At 42.7% G+C, this 26,392-nt stretch carries 16 protein-coding genes and 1 CRISPR repeat array; of the genes, 15 read left to right on the top strand and 1 reads right to left on the bottom strand.

Annotation, left to right across the window (positions count from 1 at the left end; genetic code table 11):
• Positions 1 to 141: 141 nt before the first annotated feature.
• From EL140_RS06930 to EL140_RS06880, 11 genes are all read left to right on the top strand, one after another.
• Positions 142 to 6,567, top strand: coding sequence for a ZmpA/ZmpB/ZmpC family metallo-endopeptidase (locus EL140_RS06930; protein ID WP_000831276.1), 6,426 nt, complete (start codon positions 142 to 144; stop codon positions 6,565 to 6,567).
• A 229-nt stretch (positions 6,568 to 6,796) separates the two neighbouring features.
• The gene (locus EL140_RS06925; RefSeq protein WP_000849881.1) at positions 6,797 to 7,177 is read left to right on the top strand and encodes a hypothetical protein; all 381 of its coding nucleotides are present in this window, start codon (positions 6,797 to 6,799) and stop codon (positions 7,175 to 7,177) included.
• A gap of 233 nt (positions 7,178 to 7,410) precedes the next feature.
• Positions 7,411 to 12,924, top strand: coding sequence for a ZmpA/ZmpB/ZmpC family metallo-endopeptidase (locus EL140_RS06920; protein WP_000713077.1), 5,514 nt, complete (start codon positions 7,411 to 7,413; stop codon positions 12,922 to 12,924).
• 151 nt (positions 12,925 to 13,075) lie between these two features.
• The gene (locus EL140_RS06915; protein WP_000439021.1) at positions 13,076 to 13,456 is read left to right on the top strand and encodes a hypothetical protein; all 381 of its coding nucleotides are present in this window, start codon (positions 13,076 to 13,078) and stop codon (positions 13,454 to 13,456) included.
• Between the two features lie 197 nt (positions 13,457 to 13,653).
• The gene (locus tag EL140_RS06910; protein ID WP_000240130.1) at positions 13,654 to 14,346 is read left to right on the top strand and encodes a phosphoglycerate mutase; all 693 of its coding nucleotides are present in this window, start codon (positions 13,654 to 13,656) and stop codon (positions 14,344 to 14,346) included.
• A 292-nt stretch (positions 14,347 to 14,638) separates the two neighbouring features.
• The gene (gene rpsO / locus EL140_RS06905) at positions 14,639 to 14,908 is read left to right on the top strand and encodes a 30S ribosomal protein S15 (RefSeq protein ID WP_001018251.1); all 270 of its coding nucleotides are present in this window, start codon (positions 14,639 to 14,641) and stop codon (positions 14,906 to 14,908) included.
• A gap of 342 nt (positions 14,909 to 15,250) precedes the next feature.
• Positions 15,251 to 15,740: a CRISPR direct-repeat array (repeat unit 35 nt; unit sequence GTTTTATCGGTCACAATTTTGGAGACTACAAAAAC).
• A 298-nt stretch (positions 15,741 to 16,038) separates the two neighbouring features.
• Positions 16,039 to 16,650: a CadD family cadmium resistance transporter gene (locus EL140_RS06900; protein WP_000531733.1), complete on the top strand. Its 612-nt coding sequence runs from the start codon at positions 16,039 to 16,041 to the stop codon at positions 16,648 to 16,650.
• 162 nt (positions 16,651 to 16,812) lie between these two features.
• Positions 16,813 to 17,859 (top strand): FecCD family ABC transporter permease, encoded by a 1,047-nt coding sequence (locus EL140_RS06895; RefSeq protein WP_000949331.1) that lies wholly within the window; start codon positions 16,813 to 16,815, stop codon positions 17,857 to 17,859.
• 1 nt (position 17,860) lies between these two features.
• Positions 17,861 to 18,616 (top strand): ABC transporter ATP-binding protein, encoded by a 756-nt coding sequence (locus EL140_RS06890; RefSeq protein ID WP_000364120.1) that lies wholly within the window; start codon positions 17,861 to 17,863, stop codon positions 18,614 to 18,616.
• Between the two features lie 19 nt (positions 18,617 to 18,635).
• Complete coding sequence (locus tag EL140_RS06885; protein WP_000753262.1) at positions 18,636 to 19,646, top strand: ABC transporter substrate-binding protein; 1,011 nt, start codon at positions 18,636 to 18,638, stop codon at positions 19,644 to 19,646.
• Positions 19,627 to 20,319 (top strand): alpha/beta hydrolase-fold protein, encoded by a 693-nt coding sequence (locus EL140_RS06880; protein WP_000175782.1) that lies wholly within the window; start codon positions 19,627 to 19,629, stop codon positions 20,317 to 20,319. The genes EL140_RS06885 and EL140_RS06880 overlap by 20 nt, the downstream gene beginning before the upstream one ends.
• A gap of 42 nt (positions 20,320 to 20,361) precedes the next feature.
• Here EL140_RS06880 and EL140_RS06875 read toward each other — a convergent pair whose 3' ends face one another.
• A complete protein-coding gene (locus tag EL140_RS06875; RefSeq protein ID WP_000500182.1) occupies positions 20,362 to 21,111 on the bottom strand; it encodes a lysophospholipid acyltransferase family protein in 750 nt (249 codons plus the stop codon).
• 132 nt (positions 21,112 to 21,243) lie between these two features.
• Between EL140_RS06875 and EL140_RS06870 the strand changes: the two genes are divergently transcribed.
• The 4 genes from EL140_RS06870 (at position 21,244) to EL140_RS06855 (ending at position 26,263) form a co-directional block, all read left to right on the top strand.
• Positions 21,244 to 23,580, top strand: coding sequence for a cation-translocating P-type ATPase (locus EL140_RS06870; RefSeq protein WP_000360080.1), 2,337 nt, complete (start codon positions 21,244 to 21,246; stop codon positions 23,578 to 23,580).
• Between the two features lie 101 nt (positions 23,581 to 23,681).
• The gene (locus tag EL140_RS06865; protein WP_000624101.1) at positions 23,682 to 24,359 is read left to right on the top strand and encodes a tRNA (adenine(22)-N(1))-methyltransferase; all 678 of its coding nucleotides are present in this window, start codon (positions 23,682 to 23,684) and stop codon (positions 24,357 to 24,359) included.
• Positions 24,346 to 25,143: a Nif3-like dinuclear metal center hexameric protein gene (locus EL140_RS06860; protein ID WP_000881144.1), complete on the top strand. Its 798-nt coding sequence runs from the start codon at positions 24,346 to 24,348 to the stop codon at positions 25,141 to 25,143. Before EL140_RS06865 ends, EL140_RS06860 begins: the two co-directional genes overlap by 14 nt.
• A gap of 16 nt (positions 25,144 to 25,159) precedes the next feature.
• Entirely contained in the window at positions 25,160 to 26,263 is a 1,104-nt protein-coding gene (locus EL140_RS06855) for an NAD(P)/FAD-dependent oxidoreductase (protein ID WP_000754632.1), read from the top strand.
• Positions 26,264 to 26,392 lie beyond the last annotated feature (129 nt).

Here is a 26,392-nt window from a genome sequence, read left to right as displayed (position 1 = left end):
AGATAAGAATTTTGACAGCGTAAATGAACTGAAAAGATTAGCAGTTTTTTGTGGCTATTATTTATAGCAAATAAATTGAATAATCTAGTAAATTTCGGTAGAATAGAGGGGATTCAAATCATGATGAAGGAAAGATTAGAAATGAAAAGAAGTTATTTAGGAGAAAAGCACCAACGTTTTTCATTGAGAAAAGTTTCGGTTGGTTTAGTTTCTGCTTTGGTAGGGGTTTTCTACCTTTTTAGTGGAGGAGGTTCTCTTGCAAGTGTAGCAGCCAGTGAACAGACGCCATCCGTCACAAAACAGATTCACTATAAGTATGTGACAGAAAGTGAGCTCACGGACCAAGAAAAGCAATTGGTAGTCAAAGAATTGCCACAGTTTGCTGAGGAAACAGATGATACTTACTATTTGATTTATCGTCCGACGAGACAGCTGCCTGCAACTGGTCACAGCCAACTCATTAGCTCAATTGCAGCAGGGGCAGGCATTGTGCTACTGGTCGTAGCGATTAAACTGGGCAGAGATGATCGCAAGAAACTTGCTTCATTCATGCTTTTGACCAGTCTAGGAAGTCAGCTGATTGCGCCAACTTCCTTGGCTTTGACAAATCAAATGCTGGCAGACTATAATCAGGAATTGACTGTACAGGTCGGGGAAACATTGCAATCCCCACTTACGATTGAAGGCTACCAATATGTAGGGTATTTGAAATCTCAAAAAGAAGTAAACTCTCCAGTTGATGGCAAGAAAGAGTTGAATCATTCGGCTCCTATTGATACTCCAGTCCAAACTTCGAACGGAAGCCAAGCGCAGGAAGAGTATCGTTCTCAGAAACCAAGTGATGCTCCTGTATTTGAACAACCAGAGTTAAAGGTTGAAAGTAAAGATACGAGTCGTACAGAGATTATTCCTTTCCAAGTGGAGGAAGTAGAGGCGGCTGATTTGCCGCAAGGTCAAACTGAGGTGATTCAGGCAGGGAAAAATGGTAGTCGTACCATCGTGACCCGCAGCTACATTTTAAATGGTCAGGTGATCCATACAGAGGAGGTTTCCAATCAGGTAACGACTGAGCCTACTTCTGAGATTAGAAAAGTCGGAAGCAAGGTCCTTGCTCCTACAAAACCAAGCCCAGGGGAGTCCGTTAGTGAAAAACCAACAGACGCTCCAATAAATGAAGTTCCAAGCTTAAAGGTTGAAGAAAAAGATGTTACTACGACGGTAGCAGAACCCTACACTCGAGAACGAGTAGAGAGTGATAGCTTACCAGTTGGCCAGACCAAGATAACCCAAGCTGGTCAAGATGGAGTGCGTACAATCGTCACCCGTCAGTACATGGTAAATGGAAAAGTAGAGAGAAGCCAGGAACTCTCTAACGAAGTGACAACTCCAGCAGTATCAGAAATCGTAACAGTTGGAACAGGCCCTGTTAGCGAGAAACCAACAGACGCTCCTGTAAATGAAGTTCCAAGTCTAGAGGTTGAGGAAAAGGATGTTACTACGACGGTAGCAGAACCCTACACTCGAGAACGAGTAGAGAGTGATAGCTTACCAGTTGGCCAGACCAAGATAACCCAAGCTGGTCAAGATGGCGTCCGTACGATTGTCACCCGTCAGTACATAGTAGATGGCAAAGTAGAGAGAAGCCAGGAAATCTCCAACGAAGTGACGACTCCAGCGGTCTCAGAGATCGTAACGGTCGGAACAGCTCCTGTTAGCGAGAAACCAACAGACGCTCCTGTAAATGAAGTTCCAAGCTTAAACGTTGAAGAAAAGGACGTTACCACAACAGTGGCCGAACCCTATCCAACTAAGGAAGTGGAAAGTGCAGACCTGCCTTTGGGGCAAAGGGAAGTTAGCCAAGCTGGTCAAGATGGTGTCCGTACGATTGTGACTCGTCAGTATTTAGTAGATGGAAAAGTCGAAAATACAGAGGAAATCTCTAACACTATCACAAAAGAAGCAGTTCCTCAGATTATCAAAGTCGGTACAAAACCAATTTCTACAAATGTGGATCACGCTCCTGTGGAACCAGAAAAAGGAACTCTCGACCTCGAACCCTTACACCAATTAGTGGAAGAGGCCGATAGCATTCAGAAAACGCATCAGTATTTCAATGATACCACTGCAGATCAAGAGTCTTATAAACAGGCAGTCGCAAATGCCCAAGCTCTCTTTGAGGCATCTCATGCTAGTCAAGAACAGGTTGATTCTTTGAAAAAGGCCCTTGAAACTGCTAAGAATAATCTAGATGGCCAACCTGTTGATAAGAAAACTCTTGGTGTTGAATTTGACATGAAGGATGTTACTCAGTCTACAGTTGCTTACCAGTATGCTGATGAACAAGCCAAACTCCGCTATCGTCGTGCTCTAGATCAGGCCAAGCTCGTTTTGGACAATCCTTTGGCCAATCAAGCCTTGGTCGATCAAGTTCGGACGGATCTCGAGGCCGCTCGTCAAGCTCTGGATGGTGTCAAGAGAAAACCAACCCTCTCTCTAGTCCGTGTCGAGAAGGAAGAAGACAAACGCCAAGTTTCTCTTAGCTATCACTTGACGGATGCTACAGCTAGCTATCAATCAGCCAAAGTGCAGCTATACAAGGGTGAAACGTTAATTAAGGAAGTCGACCTTGTGGACCTCACTCAAAAATTGACGCTTGATGACTTGGACTACTATACTCCTTATACCCTCAAAACTGTCATGAAATATGACCTGGGTCAAGGGGAACAAACTAGTATAGAGGATCAACGCCTAGTTCAGCTAGATTATAAGAAGGTTGAAATCAAAGATATTGATCGTATCGAACTGTACGGTAAAGATGGTAGTCGCTACCGACGTTACCTATCCCTGTCGGAAGTGCCGTCTGATTTGGACAACTACTATGTCCGCATTCAGTCAGACAAGTTCAAGGATATGCTCTTACCTGTTACTAAGATTACAGATAAGGGCAATGCCTATTCCGTAACGGTATCAGCTAATCAGCTCGTCGAGGGAGAAGGGGATCATTATCGTCCAGATTACTCTTTTGAACTGCCGAAAACGCCTCTTAGTCAAGAAGGTGTCTATACGTCCTTCAAAGCGCTCGTAGAGGCCATGAAGTCAAACCCGATTGGAAACTTCACATTAGGAGCGGATGTTTCAGCAGATGAACTCCAGTTGGAACAGTCTGCGACAAGCTATGTACCAGAAGAATTTTCAGGTAGCCTAACTAGCCGAGTGGATGGCAAAGATTATACCATCTACAACTTGGCAAAACCACTCTTTGCAACCTTGAAAAATGCCACCATCCAGCAACTGACCTTGAAATCGGCTGCAGTTACAGGCAAGGATTCTATAGGGGCCTTGGCTAGCAACGCTCAGAACGCAACGATTACGGATGTTTCTGTAAGTGGTAGTCTATCTGGGAACAAGCATATCGGTGGACTCGTAGGAGTTGCCCAAAACACAAAACTAACCAATGTTGCCTTTAAAGGATCCATCACCAGCACCCAAGATGGAGGGCAGGAGTACAATATTGGTGGCCTGGTCGGTAATTTCCACGGCAACCAATCACTGGCGCAGAAGAGTCAGGCAGATGTATCTATCCAAGTAACGGGTAGAAACGGAGACCAGCGTGTTGGAGGCTTGATTGGTCGCTTGCAAAATGGAGCTAGATTAGAAACTTCTTATGTGAGTGGTTCTATCCAGAATGGAGGTCATTCTGGCCAAGTCGGTGGAGCAATCGGGTCTACTTGGAACAATGGACAGGTCCGAAATATCTTGACCAGTGTCAAGGTTCAAAATGGTCATGCGATGACAGGAGATCCCTATCCTGAGGCTTCTGTTCGGGACTCTTATGTTCTTGAGGGGACTACAGCAAATCGAAAAGATGAGCGTTTTGTCCGTTCTATTTCAGAGGCCGATGCGCAAGCCAAACGTCAGTCCTTTGGAATCACTTCAAACTTGACAGACCAGGAGCCATTGCAGCAAGCTTACCAGCATCAAACAGACTATAGTCGAGTGAGGGGAGCTCAGGAGTCCAGAAAGCAAGCCTACGAAAATGTAGAAAAACTATTACCATTCTACAACAAAGACTTCATCGTTCATACAGCCAACCAATTAGCTGAAGATGATAAACTCAACAAAGTAGCCCTGCTAGATGTGGTTCCGATGAAAGACGAGACGCTGATAACGGATGTCAACAGTCATAAGGGTGAAATCAATAGACTGATGCTGCATTATGCAGATAAGACGATCGCTTATCTTGATCTGACCTACAAGGGTGATTTTGCCAATGGCCAGATTGCAGAATATAGCATCGCTGATAAGAATTTGCTCTATACGCCAGAAACCTTCCTATCTGACTACCAGTCCATTAAAGCGAGTGTCTTGGAAGAACTCAAAGCTGTGACCTATGACTCAACTGCAGTTCGAAAGGTCCTTGGAATTGGTGAAACAGCTTCCTTAGATGATCTTTATCTAGAAAAAGCCTTTGAACAAACCAAGGCTGAACTAGGTCAGGAGCTCCTCAAGGTGCTTTCAGTTGACAAGTCGATTAACACCCTAGGCCCTGCCGTAGCGGATGCGATTAGCCAAAAGATTCTGCAGAACAAAGAAGCCTTCATGCTTGGTCTGACCTATCTCAACCGCTGGTATAATGTCAACTATGGAACGTTCAACACCAAGGATCTTAATGCCTATAAGTTTGATTTCTTTGGCAATCAAGCAGCTTCGACACTGGATACTATCATCGCTCTCGGGAACTCTGGAATGGGCAATCTTCGAGCCCAAAACAACTTCAATGCCTACCGACAATCTCTAGCCAAGGAAAAAGGCAAAGGAGACCTCTTTGCTTACTTAGAAAGTCTGCGTGAACTCTTCTTGCCAAATAAAACCAACAGTGAGTGGTTCAAGGAAAATACTAAGGCTTATATCGTAGAAGCTCGTTCAAGTCTGCCAGAAATTCAGGCTAAGCAAGACAATGCAGATCGTAAGAGTAAGTATACAATCAAGGTCTACGACAGACTGACTCAGGGAGATTGGGGCTTCAAGCAAATGGTCCTCCAACTTCTGACCTTACCTGAAAGAGATGTCTATATCATCAGCAATATGTCGACTATTGCCTTTGGTAGCTTTGGAGGCTACAGGAAAGAAGGTGGTAGAGTTCTCTCAGGCGAGGAACTCCATCGACACGTTGAAAAACTTGTGGATCAATCAGCTGAATGGCAACGAAACCACTATGACATGTGGTACAACATTTTAAGTCCAAACAGGAAAGACACTCTATTCAGACGGGTGATCGTTACAGACGGTTTCTTTCTTTATAATGATAAAGGCCAGCAATATTGGGCTCCTCGTAATGATAAGACCTCTGTTGCTATGTATAATTTCTTTGGCCCTGCTGGCAAGTATCACGGAGACAATGGACTAGGAGCCTTTGCAAATGGTTATGAAGTCTTCTATGTCTATGACCAGATGCTGGGAGCTTCTGGAACCATGGTCTATACCCATGAAATGACCCACAACTCGGATGGTTCTATCTATTTTGAAGGACATGGTCGTCGTGAGGGTGAAGGACCTGAGAGTTTTGCTACAGGGATGTTAGAGTCTGTAACCAATGTTAGCGAAAAAGGTCTCGTACTTAATAGCTTCTATCAAGGAGATAAAGATTCGACCACACGTTACCATACCTATGATCCTGTTGCTCGATTCTCCTCAGCAGATGCTCTTCGCGACTACATGCATGGAGTTTTTGACGTACTGAACCTTCTGGATTATGTAGAAGGGGATATTGTTACTGGAGTTCTAACTGATCAACAGAAAATGAAATGGTACCGTAAGGCTGAAAATTATAACTTTGAAAAAACTTCTTATGGTAAACAAGCTCACGCTGATGATCGAATTGTCCCTATAACTGCCGAAGAAGCAGCCAAACTAAAATCTGTTGATGATTTGGTTGATCATAATATCATTGGTCGTCGCGATGGTTGGGATAGAGCTAGCTTTGGACGAAATGGCTACTATGTCATCAATATGTTTGCTTCCTTCTATGCAGCTCTGGACAATCCAACTGGTGCACCTGGGGGACTTATGTTCCGCCGTAGAGCCTATGAATTGCTTGGAGACAAGGGTTACCAGCAAGGATTTGTCCCATATGTATCTGGCCAATACGCTGGCCAAGCCCTCAAAGAAGGAAACAAGACCTACTCAATCTGGAACAGAGGAGATGTCGGAGTAGTTGGAGATGATTTGGTTTTCAAAAATCTCTATGGTAGCCAGTATGAATCATGGAAGGATTTGAAGAAAGCCATGTTGAATGAGCGATACAACAAGGCTCAAAACTTCCTTCGCCCTATCACTATCGAGTTTGAAGCAGGAAAACTAGATAGCAAACGACAAATTACGATTTCTTCTTATGAGGAATTACAAGATTATATGTACTTAGCAGTACTAGCGGATGCCTCAGCTAAGAACATTGATCGTGCCTTATCAGACAGCTCTAAGAGCAGTGTCGCCCAACTCAAGTATCGTATTTTCAACGCTTATCTACGTGCCACAGACGACTTCAGACAGTCCATCTTTGAAAGATAGACACGAAAAAAGAAGATCCAAGTGATCTTCTTTTTTAGGTGAATGGCTTGCTTAGTACAAAAACGAATGAATTTACAAATAAATTGATACAGGACATATTTCTTACTCTAAATATCTGGAGAGAAATTGGAAAACATTCATCATCTAGTATACTCGTTTCGAAATTTCTTTTGTTTTTCATGAAAATATGATAAAATGATAGTTGTAAAATTTTTTTAAGGAGATTCGGATGAAAACAAAAGCACTTGCTCGCGTAAATGCGATTTTTGGTCTTATTTCAGGTATCGTCTTGCTGTTGGCACCTCTTGTTATGTTTATGATAGCTGTCGGGGCTGCTGCAGCGACGGAGGACTCTGATGCAACAGTTGGTATATTGACGATTTTTTCAATCATTTTGGCATTGGTAAAAATTGCTGTCTTGGTTTTAGGAATTGTGTCTATTGTCTATTACAAGGACGATGAGCGTGTGACTCCTGCACCGTCTGTTTTGTTTATCGTAGGTGGTTCTGTTGGATTGATCCCATTCTTGGGATGGGTAGGAGGAATTCTGACAATCATTGGTGGATCCCTCTATTTTGGACTTTTGAAAAAATTCGAAATTCAAGAATAATAACTTTTTGTTAGAAATATTTTCAAATAAGAGAAGGCGCTTAGCCTTCTTTTTTTGTCATCAAGCAGGGGTAAAATTGACAGGATAAATAAGCTTTTACTTTCATGAAATTCAAAGAATTTATTTGAGACAAGGAAGTATTTTTATAGTATAATGGTGGATGTGAAATACCTATATCAAAATATAATGCTAGTTATTTTCTTGATAGAAGGTAAAAGTTGAGAGGATTTAAAATGAAAAAGTTTTTTGGAGAGAAGCAGCATCGTTTCTCCTTACGAAAATTAGCAATTGGACTTGTGTCAGCTTCGATTTCAAGCCTATTTTTTGTGTCCATTGCGAGTAGTGGAACCGTATTTGCTCAAGAAAATGCAGCTGTTCACTACAAATATGTGACGGATACGGAGCTGAGTGGGCAAGAGAAGGACTTGATTGTCAAGGATATTCCGAAGATTGCGGAAGATAGTGAGAGCACCTATTATCTAGTCTACCGTATGGATGAGAAAGCCCAACTAGGTCAGTTGCCCAATACAGGTGGGCAGAATAGCCTTACTAGTGTTTTAACTGGTGGAGCCCTAGCTTCAATTGGCCTTCTTATTTTTGTCGTATCGAAAAAGAAAGGCAAAAAGAAAGCCCTCTTGAATGTGATTTTGGTAACAGGGATGGGCAGTGGTTTGGCTTCTTCAGTTCAGGCTATTGAAAATCAACTTTTGCTCCAATACAATCAGGAATACCAATTATCCCAAGGAGATAGTCTGCCTTTGCCACGTGCCTTATCAGGTTATACTTATCTAGGCTATATTAAGCAAGACAAAGAGATTAATCAGCAAGAAACTGCTGCTAGGGATCAGAAACTTGACTATACAGTTCAACCTCATTTCCAAGCCAACGAAGGTGGACAAAAGGCAGGAGATGAGCAGAAAGCTCCGTCTTCAACAAGCCCTGCAGACAAGACAATCCCTTCTCAAGATTTATCTAATAAAAAGCCGTCTGGTATTGCTAGTGTAGATCCTCAAGACGAAGTCTTGGCTGGTCGCGTGAACAAACCAGAGCTCTTATACAAAGACCAAGAGATTGTAACCAAACTAGATGTTTCAGAAGTGGTGCAGGAAAATCCAGAACTAACAGAGGGAACCATCCATGTCAAACAAGAAGGTCGTGCTGGGAAGAAGATTGAACTTGTTCGCATTTTCACTGTTGAAAACCAAGAAATTTCTCGGGAAGTTCTCTCAACTAAAGTAGAAGAAGTCTTGCCACGTATAGTAGAGAAAGGGACTAAGAAGGCAGTAGCTGCAAGTGAAGCACCTCAGTCTGCAACAAAAGGAGAGCCTGAGACGCAGGCTCCATTACCAGAATATACAGGCGAGCAAGCGGGAGCGGTTGTAGCCCCAGAGACAGCTGAAAAACCAGAATATACAGGCACCCAAGCAGGAGCCGTCGTTGAACCCGAGCAAGTTGCTCCATTGCCTGAGTATCAGGGAACTCAAGCGGGAGCGGTCGTAGCGCCAGAGACAAGCGAAAAACCAGAATATACAGATACTCAATCAGGTGCCATTGTGGAACCAGAACAAGTCGCTCCACTACCTGAGTATCAGGGAACTCAAGCAGGAGCGATTGTTGACCCTGAGATAGCTGAAAAACCAGAATATACAGATACGCAAGCAGGTGCGATTGTGGAACCAGAACAAGTCGCACCACAAGCTGAGTACAAGGGAACCCAGGCTGGTGCTATCGTTGAACCAGAAATCCAGTCTTCCCTTCCAGAGTATAAAGGTACCCAAGCAGGAGCCATTGTGGAACCGGAACAAGTCGCTCCTCTTCCAGAGTATACGGGCAATACCGAGCAAGTAAAACCGGAAACTCCGACAGAAAAACCAAAAGAAAAAGATCCAGAAAAAACACTTGAATTAAGAAACGTTTCGGATCTGGAGTTGTATAGTCAGACCAATGGTACTTACAAACAACATGTTTCTTTAGACAGTGTTCCAAAGAATACAGAAACTTACTTTGTCAAGGTTAAATCCTCGTCATTTAAAGATGTCTATCTACCAGTCGCTTCAATAACGGCTGAAACGAAAGATGGCCAGCCAGTTTATAAAATCACAGCCAAGGCTGAGAAACTCCAGCAAGAGCTAGAAAATAAATATGTTGATAATTTCACCTTCTACTTAGCTAAGAAGGCTACAGAGGAAACGACAACCTTTACTTCCTTTAGCAATCTGGTCAAAGCTATCAACAAGAATCTCTCTGGAACCTATCATTTAGCAGCTAGTTTGAATGCCAACGAAGTGGAACTGGGACCTGATGAAAGATCTTACATCAAGGGCGCCTTTACTGGTCAGTTGATTGGTGAAAAAGATGGCAAGCAGTATGCTATTTACAACTTGAAAAAACCACTGTTTGAAACTTTGAGTAGTGCCACAGTAGAAAAATTGAGTCTGAAAAATGTCTCCATTTCAGGGAAAGATGATATCGGTGCATTGTCCTATGAAGCTCAGAATGGCACAAAGATTAAGCAAGTTCACGTTGATGGTGTTCTAGCAGGTGAACGTGGTATCGGTGGTTTGCTGGCTAAGGCGGAGCAATCAAGTATCACAGAGAGCAGTTTCAAGGGAAGAATTATCAACACGTATGAGACGACTGCTGCCTATAATATCGGTGGTCTGGTCGGTCATTTGACAGGTGACAAGGCTTTACTTACTAAGTCAAAAGCGACAGTAGCCATTTCATCCAACACAAATAGTTCAGATCAGACAGTGGGTGGTCTTGCAGGTCTAGTAGATCAGGATGCACAAATCCAAGATAGCTATGCTGAAGGCGATATTAACAATGCCAAGCACTTTGGTAGAGTCGCGGGAGTAGCAGGCTATTTGTGGGATCGAAAAACTAATGAGGAACAGCATGCTGGAAGATTGACCAATGTTCTCAGTGATGTCAATGTAACCAACGGAAATGCCATTACCGGCTACCACTATAATGGAATGAAGGTGAAGGACACATTCAGTAGCAAGGCCAACAGAGTCTACAATGTCACCTTGGTCAAGGATGAAGTCGTCAGCAAGGAATCCTTTGAAGAAAGAGGAACAATGCTAGATGCTTCCCAAATCGAAAGCAAAAAAGCAGCAATCAATCCTCTCACTCTACCAACAGTGGAACCACTCTCAACAAGTGGCAAAAAAGACAGTGATTTTTCTAAGGTTGCCCATTATCAATCTAAGCGCGCCTTGGCTTATAAGAACATTGAAAAATTGCTACCTTTCTACAACAAGGCAACCATCGTCAAATACGGAAATCTGGTCAATGAGAACAGTCTGTTATATCAAAAAGAACTCTTGTCAGCAGTCATGATGAAGGACAACCAAGTCATCACTGATATTGTTTCTAACAAACAGACTGCAAACAAACTCTTGCTGCATTACAAGGACCATTCATCTGAGAAACTCGATCTCAAGTACCAGGATGATTTTGCCAAATTAGCGGAATATAGTCTAGGAGATACTGGACTTCTCTATACGCCAAACCAATTCCTGTATGACCAATCTTCTATCATCAAGCAAGTCTTACCTGACTTACAAAAGGTTGACTATCATTCAGAAGCCATCAGAAAGACGCTGGGTATTTCTCCAAACGTCAAGCAAACTGAGCTCTATCTAGAAGACCAGTTCGCCAAAACAAAACAACATTTGGAAGACAGTTTGAAAAAGCTCTTGTCAGCTGATGCTGGACTTGCCGGTGATAACCCAGTTACCAAGGGCTATCTTGTAGATAAAATCAAACACAACAAGGAAGCCTTGCTACTTGGTATGGCGTATCTGGAGCGTTGGTACAACTTTAGCTATGGTCAGGTGAATGTCAAAGACCTAGTTCTGTACCATTTGGACTTCTTTGGTAAGGGAAATGCTTCACCACTAGATGCCCTGATTGAGCTGGGTAAATCTGGCTTTAACAATCTTCTAGCTAAGAATAATGTCGATACTTATGGTATCAGTCTTGCTAGTCATCATGGAACGACAGATTTGTTTAGCACGCTGGAACATTACCGCAAAGTCTTTTTACCAAAAACAAGTAACAATGACTGGTTTAAATCAGAGACTAAGGCCTACATCGTCGAAGAAAAATCCACTATCGAAGAGGTGAAAACGAAGCAAGGACAGACTGGTAGCAAGTATTCTATCGGTGTCTATGACCGCATCACGAGTGCCACATGGAAATATCGCAATATGGTCTTGCCGCTCCTGACCTTGCCAGAGAGATCCGTCTTTGTCATCTCGACCATGTCTAGTCTAGGATTTGGAGCTTATGATCGCTACCGCAATAGTGAGCATAAAGCGGGCAAGGCTCTCAATGACTTTGTTGAAGAAAATGCGCGTGAAACAGCCAAACGCCAGCGAGATCACTACGATTATTGGTATCGTATTTTAGATAATGAGGGGCGTGAAAAACTCTATCGTACCATCTTGCTTTATGATGCTTATAAGTTTGGTGATGACACAACCTCTGGAAAAGCTACAGTGGAGGCTAAGTTTGATAGCACCAACTCAGCCATGAAGAACTTCTTTGGCCCAGTTGGCAATAAGGTAGTACACAACCAGCATGGAGCCTACGCAACAGGGGATGGTGTCTACTATATGTCTTACCGTATGCTAGACAAGGATGGAGCCATTACTTATACCCATGAAATGACCCATGATTCCGATCAGGATATCTACCTTGGGGGTTATGGTCGAAGAAGTGGCCTAGGACCAGAGTTCTTTGCAAAAGGTTTATTGCAAGCCCCTGACCAACCAAGTGACGCAACCATTACCATAAATTCTATCTTGAAGCACTCAAAATCAGATAGTGCAGAGGGCTCCCGTCTGCAAGTCTTGGATCCGACAGAAAGATTCCAAAATGCAGCAGATCTTCAGAGCTATGTCCACAACATGTTTGACCTCATCTACATGTTGGAATATCTCGAAGGACAATCAATCGTCAACAAACTGAATGTTTACCAGAAAATGGCGGCTCTCAGAAAAATTGAGAACAAGTATGTGAAAGATCCAGCAGATGGAAATGAGGTTTACGCCACTAACGTAGTCAAAGAATTGACAGAAGCAGAGGCCCAAAACTTGAATAGTTTTGAAAGTTTGATTGACCACAACATCTTATCAGCTCGTGAGTACCAGACTGGCGACTATGAACGAAATGGCTACTATACCATTAAACTCTTTGCCCCAATCTTTTCAGCTCTCAGCAGTGAGAAAGGCACGCCAGGGGACCTTATGGGGCGTAGGATTGCTTACGAACTTTTGGCTGCCAAAGGCTTTAAGGATGGAATGGTACCTTATATCTCAAATCAATACGAAGAAGCTGCCAAACAAAAAGGTCAAACTATCAATCTCTATGGGAAAGAACGAGGATTGGTGACCGATAAACTTGTATTGGACAAGGTATTTGAAGGCAAGTATGCATCTTGGGCTGCCTTTAAGAAAGCCATGTATAAAGAACGTGTGGATCAGTTTGAAAACTTGAAACAAGTGACCTTTAAAGATCCGACAAAACCATGGCCAAGCTATGGGACCAAGACCATCAATCAAGTGAGTGAATTGCAAGCCCTCATGGATCAAGCTGTTCTCAAGGATGCTGTAAGTCCTCGTTGGAGCAACTATAATCCAGAGTATGATAGTGCCGTTCATAAGTTGAAGAGAGCAATCTTTAAAGCTTATCTTGACCAAACAAACGACTTCAGAACCTCTATTTTTAAGAAATAAGGGTTGGAAAATGAAAAGGGAGGATCGACAGATCTTCTCTTTTTATGTTCGGATGTCTGAAAGCAGGTAGGCGATTTGTTTGTGACGGAGAAGGTCTTTTGTTTCTGGAGCAAATATGGTAGAATGATAGCTACGAGAGAAGGAGGTTTTTATGGAGAGAGATAGATTGGTTCGACTCAATTGGAGACTGGGCATGGTGGCAGGCATAACCTTGCTTTTGGGACCTGTCCTACGATTTTTGCTATCCTATACTGGTGCCATCATCTATAAAGATCCTTCAAAGGTGCTGGTCGTCACGGTAACCTTTTCCTTGCTCCTGACATTTTTTAAGATTTTGATGATTGCATTAGGGACCTTTATGTTAATCTATTTCGAAGAAGATCAACAACTTCGAAAGCTACCTTCTATTTTATTTATCATTGGTGGCGTGCTGGGCTTTCTTTCAGCGACCGAGTGGATAGGAGGATTTCTAATCATTAAAGGCGCTGTTTCTTTTTCTAAATTTTTGAAAGAAGTCCGTGGCCTTGTCTGATAGTCTAGTGAAAACAACCCTAGGAAGGGTTGTTTTTGTGTTTCAAAAACAATTTTTAAAAGTAGATTGCTGAGAGAAGAGTCATGTTGAGACTCTTCTCTTTTTAGTTGATTTTAACTAGCTTTTTTGTGAAAAATTGTGTAAAATAGAATAGATAAACGAGGACAACCTCGAAAAATAAAAGGAGAATCCATCTAATGGTAAAATTGGTTTTTGCTCGCCACGGTGAGTCTGAATGGAACAAAGCTAACCTTTTCACTGGTTGGGCTGATGTTGATTTGTCTGAAAAAGGTACACAACAAGCGATTGACGCTGGTAAATTGATCAAAGAAGCTGGTATCGAATTTGACCAAGCTTACACTTCAGTATTGAAACGTGCGATCAAAACAACAAACTTGGCTCTTGAAGCTTCTGACCAATTGTGGGTTCCAGTTGAAAAATCATGGCGCTTGAACGAACGTCACTACGGTGGTTTGACTGGTAAAAACAAGGCTGAAGCTGCTGAACAATTTGGTGATGAGCAAGTTCACATCTGGCGTCGTTCATACGATGTATTGCCTCCAAACATGGACCGTGATGATGAGCATTCAGCTCACACTGACCGTCGTTACGCTTCACTTGACGACTCAGTTATCCCAGATGCTGAAAACTTGAAAGTGACTTTGGAACGTGCCCTTCCATTCTGGGAAGACAAAATCGCTCCAGCACTTAAAGATGGTAAAAACGTATTCGTAGGAGCTCACGGTAACTCAATCCGTGCCCTTGTAAAACACATCAAACGCTTGTCAGACGACGAAATCATGGACGTGGAAATCCCTAACTTCCCACCATTGGTATTCGAATTCGACGAAAAATTGAATGTAGTTTCTGAATACTACCTTGGAAAATAATCTATAAACAGAAAGCCTAGGAATTCCTAGGCTTTCTTGTGTTTGCTCCTAGTTTTCAACTAGTTGAAAAAGCGTTATAATGATAGTAAGGAGTGACTTGATTGTAAGAAAGGTAGATATGCTCGAAGCCCTGAAATCAGTAGAGTAATTCACGGTCTTGAACAGTAAATCAGTTGACAAAGTCTCTGCTTCTTGGTAGAATAAGAACTGTCGTAAAGACAAATAACTTCTTCTTGGTTACAGGCATGCCAACCTGTCACTCGGATGAAGCCAAATAAAAAGGAGAAACATCATGGCAATCTCAAAAGAGAAAAAAAATGAAATCATCGCACAATATGCACGTCACGAAGGTGATACAGGTTCAGTAGAGGTTCAAGTTGCTGTCCTTACTTGGGAAATCAACCACCTTAACGAACACATCAAACAACACAAAAAAGACCACGCTACTTACCGTGGATTGATGAAGAAAATCGGTCGCCGTCGTAACTTGCTTGCATACTTGCGTAAAAACGACGTTAACCGTTACCGTGAGTTGATCAACTCTCTAGGACTTCGTCGCTAATCTGCTTTATTTTCCACTTACATTGCGTTGTCACCTTACCTCGATATACTCAAGTATAATCTTCGGTTACGGTTCCTAGCACTGTAAGGTAAAATAAACCAGATCATCTCCCTTCGGGGAGATTTTTTGTTTCACTAACATTTTTGTACAATCTTCGGCTTGCCGCTTAGTCTATAAACGTTTTATCCAGCAAGAATCATGATGCTAAGGGCGTTAAAAATCAGTATGAAAATAGGGAAAGGACACAGTGTTCGATGAACACAAGGAGTTTTATCTTTTTCACTAGGATTTTAGCCCAAGCTCAAATCAGCTCTCTGATATTCAGAGGGCTTTTTTATTGAGGTTTTATCGGTCACAATTTTGGAGACTATAAAAACAATCATTCTCAGTACCTCGAAGCGCATTGAGTTTTATCGGTCACAATTTTGGAGACTATAAAAACATAGTCGCTAGTGTATACATGGTTTCCGTAGTTTTATCGGTCACAATTTTGGAGACTACAAAAACAGGAAAATATAGACAAATTATAGATCTTTTGTTTTATCGGTCACAATTTTGGAGACTACAAAAACTCAATCTTCCAAAGATGTTATAAAGCACTTGTTTTATCGGTCACAATTTTGGAGACTACAAAAACCTGATTTTTGTTTTCCACGCAACTCACCCAGTTTTATCGGTCACAATTTTGGAGACTACAAAAACATTCGTAATAGTAAGTATTTACGAATATTTGTTTTATCGGTCACAATTTTGGAGACTACAAAAACCAGCACCTTTAACGAGTACCATTGATTGAGGTTTTATCGGTCACAATTTTGGAGACTACAAAAACCTCAAATGGTATCAGCTAATGACACCATGAAGGTGCGCAGTTACTCGGCTTTTCAAGCCGAGTAACTGTCTGCAAGCCCCCTCGGAGAGCCCACACTTTACGAAGTAAAGTATAGTATGTTATACTTTACATGGAAGTAGTCACCGAATTCCAGTTAGAAATTACTTTGTAACTACGTTTTGAGGAGGAGTAAAATGCTTTCCTACGTTCGACATTACCCACTAGCGATAGCTAAATTAATGTGTCTGTGCTCTCCTAAAATCTGCTGATTTATTACTGACTAATACAGGAGTTTTTTATGGGACAGACAATCATATCTGCTATTGGTGTTTATATTTCCACCAGTATCGATTATTTAATTATTTTAATTATTTTATTTGCACAGCTATCACAGAATAAACAGAAATGGCATATTTATACGGGGCAATATCTAGGAACAGGCTTACTTGTAGGGGCGAGTTTAGTTGCTGCTTATGTCGTTAATTTCGTGCCTGAAGAATGGATGGTTGGATTGCTTGGTTTAATCCCTATCTATTTAGGGATTCGCTTTGCAATTGTTGGAGAAGGTGAGGAAGAAGAGGAAGAAATTATTGAAAGATTAGAACAAAGCAAGGCAAATCAACTGTTTTGGACAGTTACATTGCTGACAATTGCGTCTGGCGGAGATAATTTAGGTATCTATATACCTTATTTTGCTTCGTTAGATTGGTCACAGACCCTCGTGGCGTTGCTTGTGTTTGTAATCGGCATAATTATCTTTTGCGAGATTAGTCGGATGTTATCCTCTATTCCGTTAATATTCGAGACAATTGAAAAATACGAGCGAATCATTGTGCCCATAGTATTCATTCTACTTGGACTATACATCATGTATGAAAATGGCACGATAGAGACTTTTCTGATCGTGTAGATTTTTTTGTTTCACTAGGATTTTAGCCCGGGTTCAAATCAGCTCTCTAATTTTAGAGGGCTTTTTCTATATATGTCTCCATCCTTGTTCATCTAATAAAAATATGGTATACTTTTTATGAGAATTTTCTAAATTTTTAAGATTCTATCAAAGGAGGTTTGCATGCTTTCGAAATTTTCTGGAAGCCGACGGGACCTGCAATTTGTGTTACTTTTAGGTGTTTTGCTAGGCATTTTAGGGATTTCACTTTTTCTAGCTGTTTCTATGGGGTCCGTAGCGATTGACTTAGGAGATACCTATCGGATCATTTTGAGCAGATTGGGATTTCCTCTTGAGATAGGAGAGGTTTCCAAGTCTACTCTTGCCATTGTATGGAACATGAGATTCCCCCGAGTATTGTTAGGTCTGATAGTAGGGGCTGGTCTTTCTATGTGTGGTAGCGTGATGCAGTCTACAGTGAACAATCCCATCGCAGAGCCTTATGTCTTAGGAATTTCTGCGGGTGCAACTCTAGGGGCAACTTTGAGCATCATTCTTGGTTTAAAATTGGTGATTAGCCTTGGAGCTTTCCTTGGAGCTATTTTGGCAACAATCGCTGTCCTTATCATTGCCTCTATGCAGGGAAGGATGACGACTTCTAGTCTGATTTTATCAGGAACGGTGGTCAACGCTCTCTTTCTAGCCTTTTCCAACTTTATTATCTCAGTTGGGGCTAATGCTGACAGTGTGATGACCATTAAGTTTTGGACTATGGGCTCGCTTGCCGGGACTACTTGGTCTGACTTAGTCCTGCCAACTATAGTAGTAGGATTGGCCTTTCTATTTTTCGCTACTCAGTATCGTGTTTTTAATGCGATGATGATGGGAGATGAGGCTGCTTTAACTTTGGGGATTCCCTTACGCTTTTATTGGTATCTTTATGTGACCATGGTGGCTGTGCTGACAGCTGTCTTGGTGGCTACTTGTGGGATTATTGGATTTGTTGGACTGATTACTCCTCACTTAGCTCGAGGGTTAGTAGGAACGAATTACAGGAGACTTTTTCCTGTTGCGACCTTGCTGGGTGCCCTCTTTGTCATCTGGGCCGATGTACTCTCCCGTATCATCATTCCAAATGCTGAGTTGCCTATTGGTATTTTCACAGCCTTAGTAGGTGCTCCCTTCTTTATCTACATTGTTGGAGGTAGGCGAAGGGAGGTGAGGGCCTGATATGGACTTGATTTGTCAGGATGTCCACTTTGGACTAGGAGAGAAAAAAATCCTCAAAGGAGTTTCTCTTAAGGTTGAGGGGCATCAATTTCACACGATACTAGGACCAAATGGAAGTGGAAAAACCAGCCTGCTTAAACTCCTCTATCGTCAGGAAAAGGCGGACAAAGGCTTGATAAGCCTAGATGGAAAGCCGCTGGAGCATTGGTCACTCAAAGAAACAGCTAAGCAAATGGCAGTTGTCACCCAGTTTAATCAGCTGCAGTTTGATTGTACAGTTGAAGAAATCGTCTTGTTGGGAAGAACTCCCCACCTCTCTTTTTTACAGAAGGAAAAGGAAAGAGATTATGCCCTCGTTCAAGATGCTCTCGTCAAGGTGGATATGCTTGAGAAGAAAACTCGTCTCTATTCGTCTCTTTCAGGTGGGGAGAAACAGCGAGTCTTGTTGGCACGCGCCTTGGCGCAAGAACCGACTCTCTTGCTCCTGGATGAACCTACCAATCACCTGGATATCAAGTACCAGTTAGACTTGTTGGCCATTGTGAAGAATCTCAAGGTCAATGTTCTAGCTGTCCTACATGATATTCAACTTGCTTGTCGCTATTCGGATTATCTCTATCTGATGAAAGAGGGGGAAATCCTTTACCAAGGGACTCCAAAGGAGACCATCACCCCTGAGTCATTGCAAACTGTATATGGAGTTCAAAGTCAGGTGACTTGGACCGAGGATCAGCAAGCCATGATTCACTATTTATAAGAATGAAAAGGAAAACAAGATGAAAAAAACACTAAGCATTTTACTCGTAACAGTAGCTACCCTAACCATGGCAGCTTGTGGCAACACTACTACAGAAAAAGCTACCACACAGTCTAGCACAGAAACAAGTCAAAAGGCCAGCACAGAGACGACTTATCCGTTAACGGTTAAAACCTATGATGTTAAGGGAAATGAAGTCGAACAAGTCTTTGACAAGGCACCTGAAAAAGTTATCACCAACAATCTTTCAACAACTGAAATCTTATTGGAGTTAGGCTTGAAGGATAAAATTGCTGGCATGCTCAACCCTGACAATGCTGTAACAGACAAATACAAGGACGCGATTGCGACCATTCCTCAAATCGGTGATAAAAAAACAGTCTCTCAAGAGACAGTCCTTTCTTATGAGCCAGATGCGGTGATGGGTCGAAACATGATGTTTTCAGAAAAATCCTTGGGAACAGTTAGCACTTGGAATGAAAACAAAATCCCAGTCTATACGCAAAAAGCTTCTCTCTCAACGATTCAGCAAGATTTAGGAAATATCGTAGAAGATGTCAAAAATCTTGGAATGATTTTCAATGTTCAGGACAAGGCCAATGAATACGCAGCCCAATTACAAGCTAAAATTGACGCTGTTAAGAAAGCAAATCCAACAAGCCAAGGTGAAAAGAAAAAGGCTTTGATTATGGTTGCTTATAATGACGAAACCTTCGGTGCTTACAAGTCTGCTTTGCAAGAGAGCCTTCTAAATCAACTTGGTTATACCAACGTTGCAACGGGAACATCAGGTTTGACCTTGGAAAATCTCGTGTCAATGGATCCTGAGTTGATTATCTATGTAACCAGCGACCGCAATAAAAAATTGGATGCTAACGCAGTAGAGTTGATGAAGGCAAATGAAGTTTTGGAAAATGTTCCTGCTATTAAGAATCAAAAAATCATGACCATTTCTTACGATGAGTTAATGGACTATGGTCCAGCAGTGATTGATTCCCTTGAGAAAATCAATGACTTTATCAATAAATAATGAGTTTGACTGGGAAGGGATCCAAGTCAAGGTCAGCCTTCCTTCGACTTATGATCCCAACCAAACCTATCCAGCTGTTCTCTTGAATGATGGAAACTTGGATTTTCTATCTTCCCTTTCAGAATCTGTGATTTTAGTGGGCTTGACCTCTAAAAATCGCCTAGATGACTACACTCCATGGAAGGCATCTGCTCTGAGAGATGGGGCTCTGGATTTTGGGGGTCAGGCAAATGCCTATCATGATCATTTATTTGGTAGTCTTTTAGACAAGCTGCAGTCGCTTTATCGTCTGGACAAAAATCGCCTTGCTTATGGGGGTTACTCACTAGGTGGTTTGGCGGCTGTATACAGTATTTTCCATTTTGATAAGGTCTCCTGTATCTTCTCTATCTGTGGTTCCTTTTGGTACCCTGATTTTACGACTTATTGCAGGGAAGAAAAGGTGAAAAATTTAGATTGTTTGCTGTATTTACAGAATGGCCAAACAGAAGGAGCCCATCATACCAATCGCTTGGGTCAAGCACCAGCCTATGCTGAGCAGATCCATACCAGTCTTCAGAAACGTTATCTGACTGGGCAGTTTGTTTTTGATCCTTATGGGCATCATGAGCAAGTGGCTGAGCGATTTCTAGCCTTTTCCAACTGGTTGTCCCAAAAATGGAAAATCGAATAAAAGAAATATCCCTTGGCAAAAGCTAAGGGATAATTGTATTTTTTAACCAAGAGTCTCTCTCTTCTTATCTGGATTCCAGATAAAGCTTGCGATAAAGCTAAAGATAATCGTTAGGATACCAACAAACACTGCAAGGATAAGGGCAGGGATGCGGACAAACCACCAGAGTGGGTTTGGTTTTTGATCATTGTGCCATTGCTTGGTTTCTTCGTCCAAACGTTGGAATTCTGCTTGGATACGGTCTGCAACCATTTCAATCCCTTCATCATTCATTTTCTTAATGTCTGAGATATCGATAGGATTTCCAAAGTTCATATCCACACGTTCACGGCTAATCAAGCCTTTCAAGGTCATGGGACCGGTGTAGGTAACCGGCATGATACGAACCTTAGCCATTTTAGCAATCAAGGCTACTCCACCCTTGACATCATTTGAGTGACGGCTCCCACTTGGGAACATGATGAGAGAGCGGTCGCTTTTTTTGAGGACGTTGATAGGGTACTTGATGGCAGAGGCACTAGGTTTTTCCCGGTCGATAGGAAAGGCGCCGCACATACGGATCCACCAGCCAAAGATACGGTTGTTAAACAGCTCTTTTTTGGCCATAAAGATGAACTGTTTTGGCTTGGTCGCAAAGGCCATGTAAACAGGATCCCACCAGGTACGGTGAGGTGCGACGAGGATATAGTTTTCGTCTCGGCTAGGGATTTTATCAGTATTGTGATAGTGGGCATTGCCATTGATGGACCACAAAATCAGCATGACTAGTCCACGCAAATAAGTATAAAACATGAGATCTCCTTCGATTGTATTGCTTTTATTATTATACCTTATCAAAAGACTACTGGCAAACTTTTTCAGTTATCAGCCAACAGTTTTAGATGGGATTAGAATTCTTTTAAAAAAAATGATATGATAGAATTTATGGATAAAAATAAGATTATGGGATTAACCCAAAGAGAAGTCAAGGAAAGACAGGCTCAAGGTTTGGTCAATGACTTTACCGCTTCAGCCAGTACCAGTACTTGGCAAATCATCAAACGAAATGTTTTTACACTTTTTAACGCATTAAACTTTGTTATTGCTTTGGCACTAGCTTTTGTGCAGGCTTGGAGCAATCTGGTCTTCTTTGCCGTTATTTGCTTTAACGCCTTTTCTGGGATTGTGACTGAGCTACGGGCTAAACACATGGTGGACAAGCTCAATCTCATGACTAAGGAAAAGGTCAAAACCATCCGTGATGGTCAAGAAGTCGATCTCGATCCAGAAGAGTTGGTTCTAGGAGATGTCATTCGTTTGTCTGCTGGGGAGCAGATTCCTAGTGATGCTCTGGTTCTGGAAGGATTTGCGGAAGTCAATGAAGCTATGTTGACGGGTGAGAGTGATTTGGTGCAAAAAGAAGTGGATGCCTTGCTTTTATCAGGGAGTTTCCTAGCCAGTGGCGCAGTTTTGGCTCAAGTTCACCATGTCGGGGCAGACAACTATGCTTCCAAACTCATGCTGGAAGCTAAGACAGTGAAACCGATCAACTCCCGTATCATGAAATCGCTAGACAAGCTAGCTGGTTTTACTGGAAAGATTATCATTCCCTTTGGTCTAGCTCTCCTGCTAGAAGCCTTGATGTTAAAGGGCTTGCCCCTCAAGTCATCCGTTGTAAATTCGTCGACAGCCCTTTTGGGAATGTTACCCAAGGGAATTGCCCTTTTGACCATTACTTCGCTCTTGACTGCGGTGATTAAGCTGGGCTTGAAAAAGGTTTTAGTGCAGGAGATATACTCTGTCGAGACCTTGGCGCGCGTGGATATGCTCTGTCTGGACAAGACGGGAACCATCACCCAAGGAAAGATGCAGGTGGAGGCAGTTATTCCTTTGACCGAAGAGTATGGTGAGCATGCGATTGCCAGCATTTTGACCAGCTACATAGCTCACAGTGAGGATAAAAATCCAACAGCCCAGGCTATTCGCCAGCGTTTTGTGGGAGAAGTTGCCTATCCTATGCTTTCGAATCTTCCTTTCTCAAGCGATCGCAAGTGGGGAGCTATGGAGTTAGAAGGGCTAGGTACGGTTTTCTTAGGTGCGCCTGAGATGTTGTTGGACTCTGAAGTCCCAGAAGCTAGAGAGGCCCTAGAGAGAGGGTCGCGTGTCTTGGTCTTGGCACTCAGTCAGGAAAAACTTGATCATCATAAACCACAGAAACCGTCTGACATTCAGGCCCTGGCCTTGCTGGAAATCTTGGACCCCATTCGAGAAGGAGCCGCTGAGACGCTGGACTACCTCCGTTCTCAGGAAGTGGGTCTCAAGATTATCTCTGGCGACAATCCAGTTACGGTTTCCAGCATTGCCCAGAAGGCTGGCTTTGTAGACTATCACAGCTATGTAGATTGCTCAAAAATCACAGATGAGGAATTGGTTGCCATGGCTGAAGAGACAGCTATTTTCGGACGTGTTTCCCCTCATCAAAAGAAACTCATCATCCAAACTCTGAAAAAAGCAGGGCATACAACGGCAATGACAGGGGATGGTGTCAACGATATCCTAGCTCTCCGCGAAGCAGATTGTTCTATCGTTATGGCTGAAGGAGATCCTGCGACTCGTCAGATTGCTAATCTGGTTCTCTTGAACTCTGACTTTAATGATGTTCCTGAGATTCTCTTTGAAGGTCGTCGTGTGGTCAATAACATCGCCCATATTGCACCGATTTTCTTGATAAAGACAATCTATTCCTTCTTGCTCGCTGTCATCTGCATTGCCAGTGTTTTATTAGGACGGTCTGAGTGGATCTTGATTTTCCCTTTCATTCCAATCCAGATTACCATGATTGACCAGTTTGTGGAAGGTTTTCCACCATTCGTTCTTACTTTTGAGAGGAATATCAAGCCTGTCGAACCAAACTTCCTCAGAAGATCCATGCTTCGTGCCCTACCAAGTGCCCTCATGATCGTGTTCAGCGTTCTCTTTGTGAAAATTTTTGGAGCGAGTCAAGGTTGGTCTGAGTTAGAAATCTCAACCCTCCTCTATTATCTCCTTGGGTCTATCGGTTTCTTATCTGTATTTAGAGCCTGCATGCCATTTACCCTCTGGCGTGTCCTCTTGATTGTCTGGTCAGTAGGTGGTTTCCTAGCCACAGCTCTCTTCCCAAGAATCCAGAAACTGCTTGAAATTTCGACACTTACAGGACAAACACTGCCTGTTTATGGGGCCATGATGTTGGTCTTTACCGTGATTTTCATTCTAACCAGTCGTTACCAAGCTAGAAAATAAAGAAAGACTGCAATCTGTGGATTGTGGTCTTTTTAGGTGCAAGATTGCTAACTGAAATGTGGTATAATAAGAGGTAACAGAGTTTTGGAAAGAGAGAGAAGATGATTTCAAAGAGATTAGAATTGGTGGCGTCCTTTGTGACACAGGGGGCCATTTTACTAGATGTGGGGAGTGACCATGCTTATCTGCCTATCGAGTTGGTCGAGAGAGGCCAAATTGAGCGTGCTATTGCTGGTGAGGTGGTGGAAGGCCCCTACCAGTCTGCGGTCAAGAATGTTGAAGCTCACGGCCTAAAGAAGAAAATCCAAGTCCGTTTAGCCAATGGCTTGGCAGCTTTTGAAGAGGTAGACCAGGTATCGGTTATCACCATCGCCGGTATGGGCGGGCGCTTGATTGCAACGATCCTAGAAGAAGGATTGGACAAGCTTGGCAGTGTGAAACGTTTAATCCTCCAGCCTAATAATCGTGAAGACGACTTGCGCATCTGGCTACAAGACCACGGTTTTCAGATTGTAGCCGAAAGCATTCTAGAAGAAGCTGGCAAATTCTACGAAATTTTGGTGGTGGAAGCGGGACAAATGAAGCTATCAGCCAGTGACCTTCGCTTTGGTCCTTTCTTGTCCAAAGAAGTCAGCCCAGTCTTTATCAAAAAATGGCAAAAAGAAGCTACTAAGCTAGAGTTTGCTCTTAGTCAAATCCCAGAAAAAAATCTGAAGGAACGTCAAGTTCTAGTAGATAAAATTCAAGCCATCAAGGAGGTGCTCCATGTTAGCAAGTGAAGTGATTAATGCATATGAAGCCTTTTGCCCTCAGGAATTTTCCATGGAGGGAGACAGTCGTGGCCTGCAAATCGGAACTCTAGACAAGGATATCCAAAGGGTCATGGTTGCTCTCGATATTCGTGAAGAGACGGTGGCAGAGGCCATTGAAAAGGGTGTGGATTTGATTATCGTTAAGCACGCGCCAATTTTCCGTCCCATTAAGGATTTGGTCGCCAGCCGTCCACAAAATCAGATTTACATTGATTTGATTAAGCATGATATCGCAGTTTATGTCAGCCATACCAATATTGACATCGTTGATAATGGGCTAAATGACTGGTTCTGCCAGATGCTAGGAATCGATGAGACGACTTATCTGCAGGAAACAGGTCCAGAACGTGGAATTGGACGTATTGGGAATGTTCAGCCTCAGACATTTGGGGAATTGGCCAAGCATGTCAAGCAAGTCTTTGGTCTTGATAGTCTTCGCATGGTGCATTATCAAGAGAGTGATTTGAAGAAGGAAATTTCAAGAGTTGCCATTTGCGGTGGTAGTGGTCAGTCTTTCTACTCTGATGCTTTGGCAAAAGGGGCGGATGTCTTTATTACTGGTGATATCTACTACCATACTGCCCAAGACATGCTGTCTGATGGCTTGTTGGCGCTGGACCCGGGCCACTATATCGAAATCCTTTTTGTCGAAAAAATTGCAGCACTTCTTACTCAATGGAAGGCAGAAAAGGGCTGGACTGTTGATATCTTGCCTAGTCAGGCATCGACCAATCCTTTCCACCATATCTAGTTAGAAGGTGAAGACAATGAAAAAAGTTGCCATTATCGGAGCAGGGATTGTGGGGGCAACAGCTGCCTACTACCTCTCGAAAGAAAGCGACCTAGAGGTGACCGTCTTTGACCATGGACAGGGGCAAGCAACCAAGGCTGCAGCAGGAATTATCAGTCCTTGGTTTTCCAAACGCCGCAATAAAGCTTGGTACAAGATGGCGCGCTTGGGGGCTGACTTTTATGTGGATTTGTTGGCTGATTTAGAAAAGTCAGGACAGGAGATCGACTTTTACCAGTGTTCGGGAGTTTTTCTCTTGAAAAAGGATGAATCCAAGTTAGAAGAACTCTATGAACTAGCTCTCCAGCGCAGAGAAGAATCTCCCTTGATAGGTCAGTTAGCCATTCTGGACCAAACGTCTGCGAATGAACTATTCCCTGGTTTGCAGGGATTTGATCGCCTGCTCTATGCTTCTGGTGGGGCGAGAGTAGATGGCCAACTATTAGTGACTCGTTTGCTAAAAGCTAGTCAAGTCAAGCTAGTCAAAGAAAAAGTGACTCTGACACCATTAGCATCAGGTTACCAGATTGGTGAAGAGGTATTTGACCAGGTTATTTTGTCAACGGGAGCTTGGTTGGGAGACATTTTGGATCCTTTAGGATATGAAGTAGATGTTCGTCCCCAAAAGGGACAACTCCGAGATTATCAACTTACCCAAGATATGGAATCCTATCCTGTTGTCATGCCAGAGGGGGAGTGGGATTTGATTCCTTTTGCAGGTGGGAAATTGTCTTTAGGAGCTACCCATGAAAACGACATGGGATTTGACTTGACGGTAGATGAAACCTTGCTCCAACAAATGGAGGATGCAGCCTTGCCATACTACCCAGCCTTGGCTGAAGCTACTATAAGAGGTGAGCGAGTAGGAATCCGAGCCTATACCAGTGATTTCTCCCCATTTTTTGGACAAGTGCCAGAATTGTCAGGTGTCTATGCGGCTAGTGGTCTAGGTTCATCAGGTCTCACAACGGGGCCGATCATCGGTTACCATCTAGCCCAGCTGGTCCAAGACAAGGAGTTGACCTTGGATCCAGTAAACTACCCAATTGCAAACTATGTCAAACGAGTAAAAAGCGAATAATACTCAATGAAAATCAAAGAACAAACTAGGAAGCTAGCCGAAGGCTGTACTTGAGTACGGTAAGGCGACGCTGACGTGGTTTGAATTTGATTTTCGAAGAGTATAAGCATTTTACTGAAATTTTAGCAG

The sequence above is a fragment of the Streptococcus oralis ATCC 35037 genome (assembly GCF_900637025.1).
Taxonomy (GTDB): Bacteria; Bacillota; Bacilli; order Lactobacillales; family Streptococcaceae; genus Streptococcus; species Streptococcus oralis.
The sequence above is the reverse complement of the archived record's forward strand: the minus strand, read 5'-3'. Positions and strand labels throughout refer to the sequence as shown.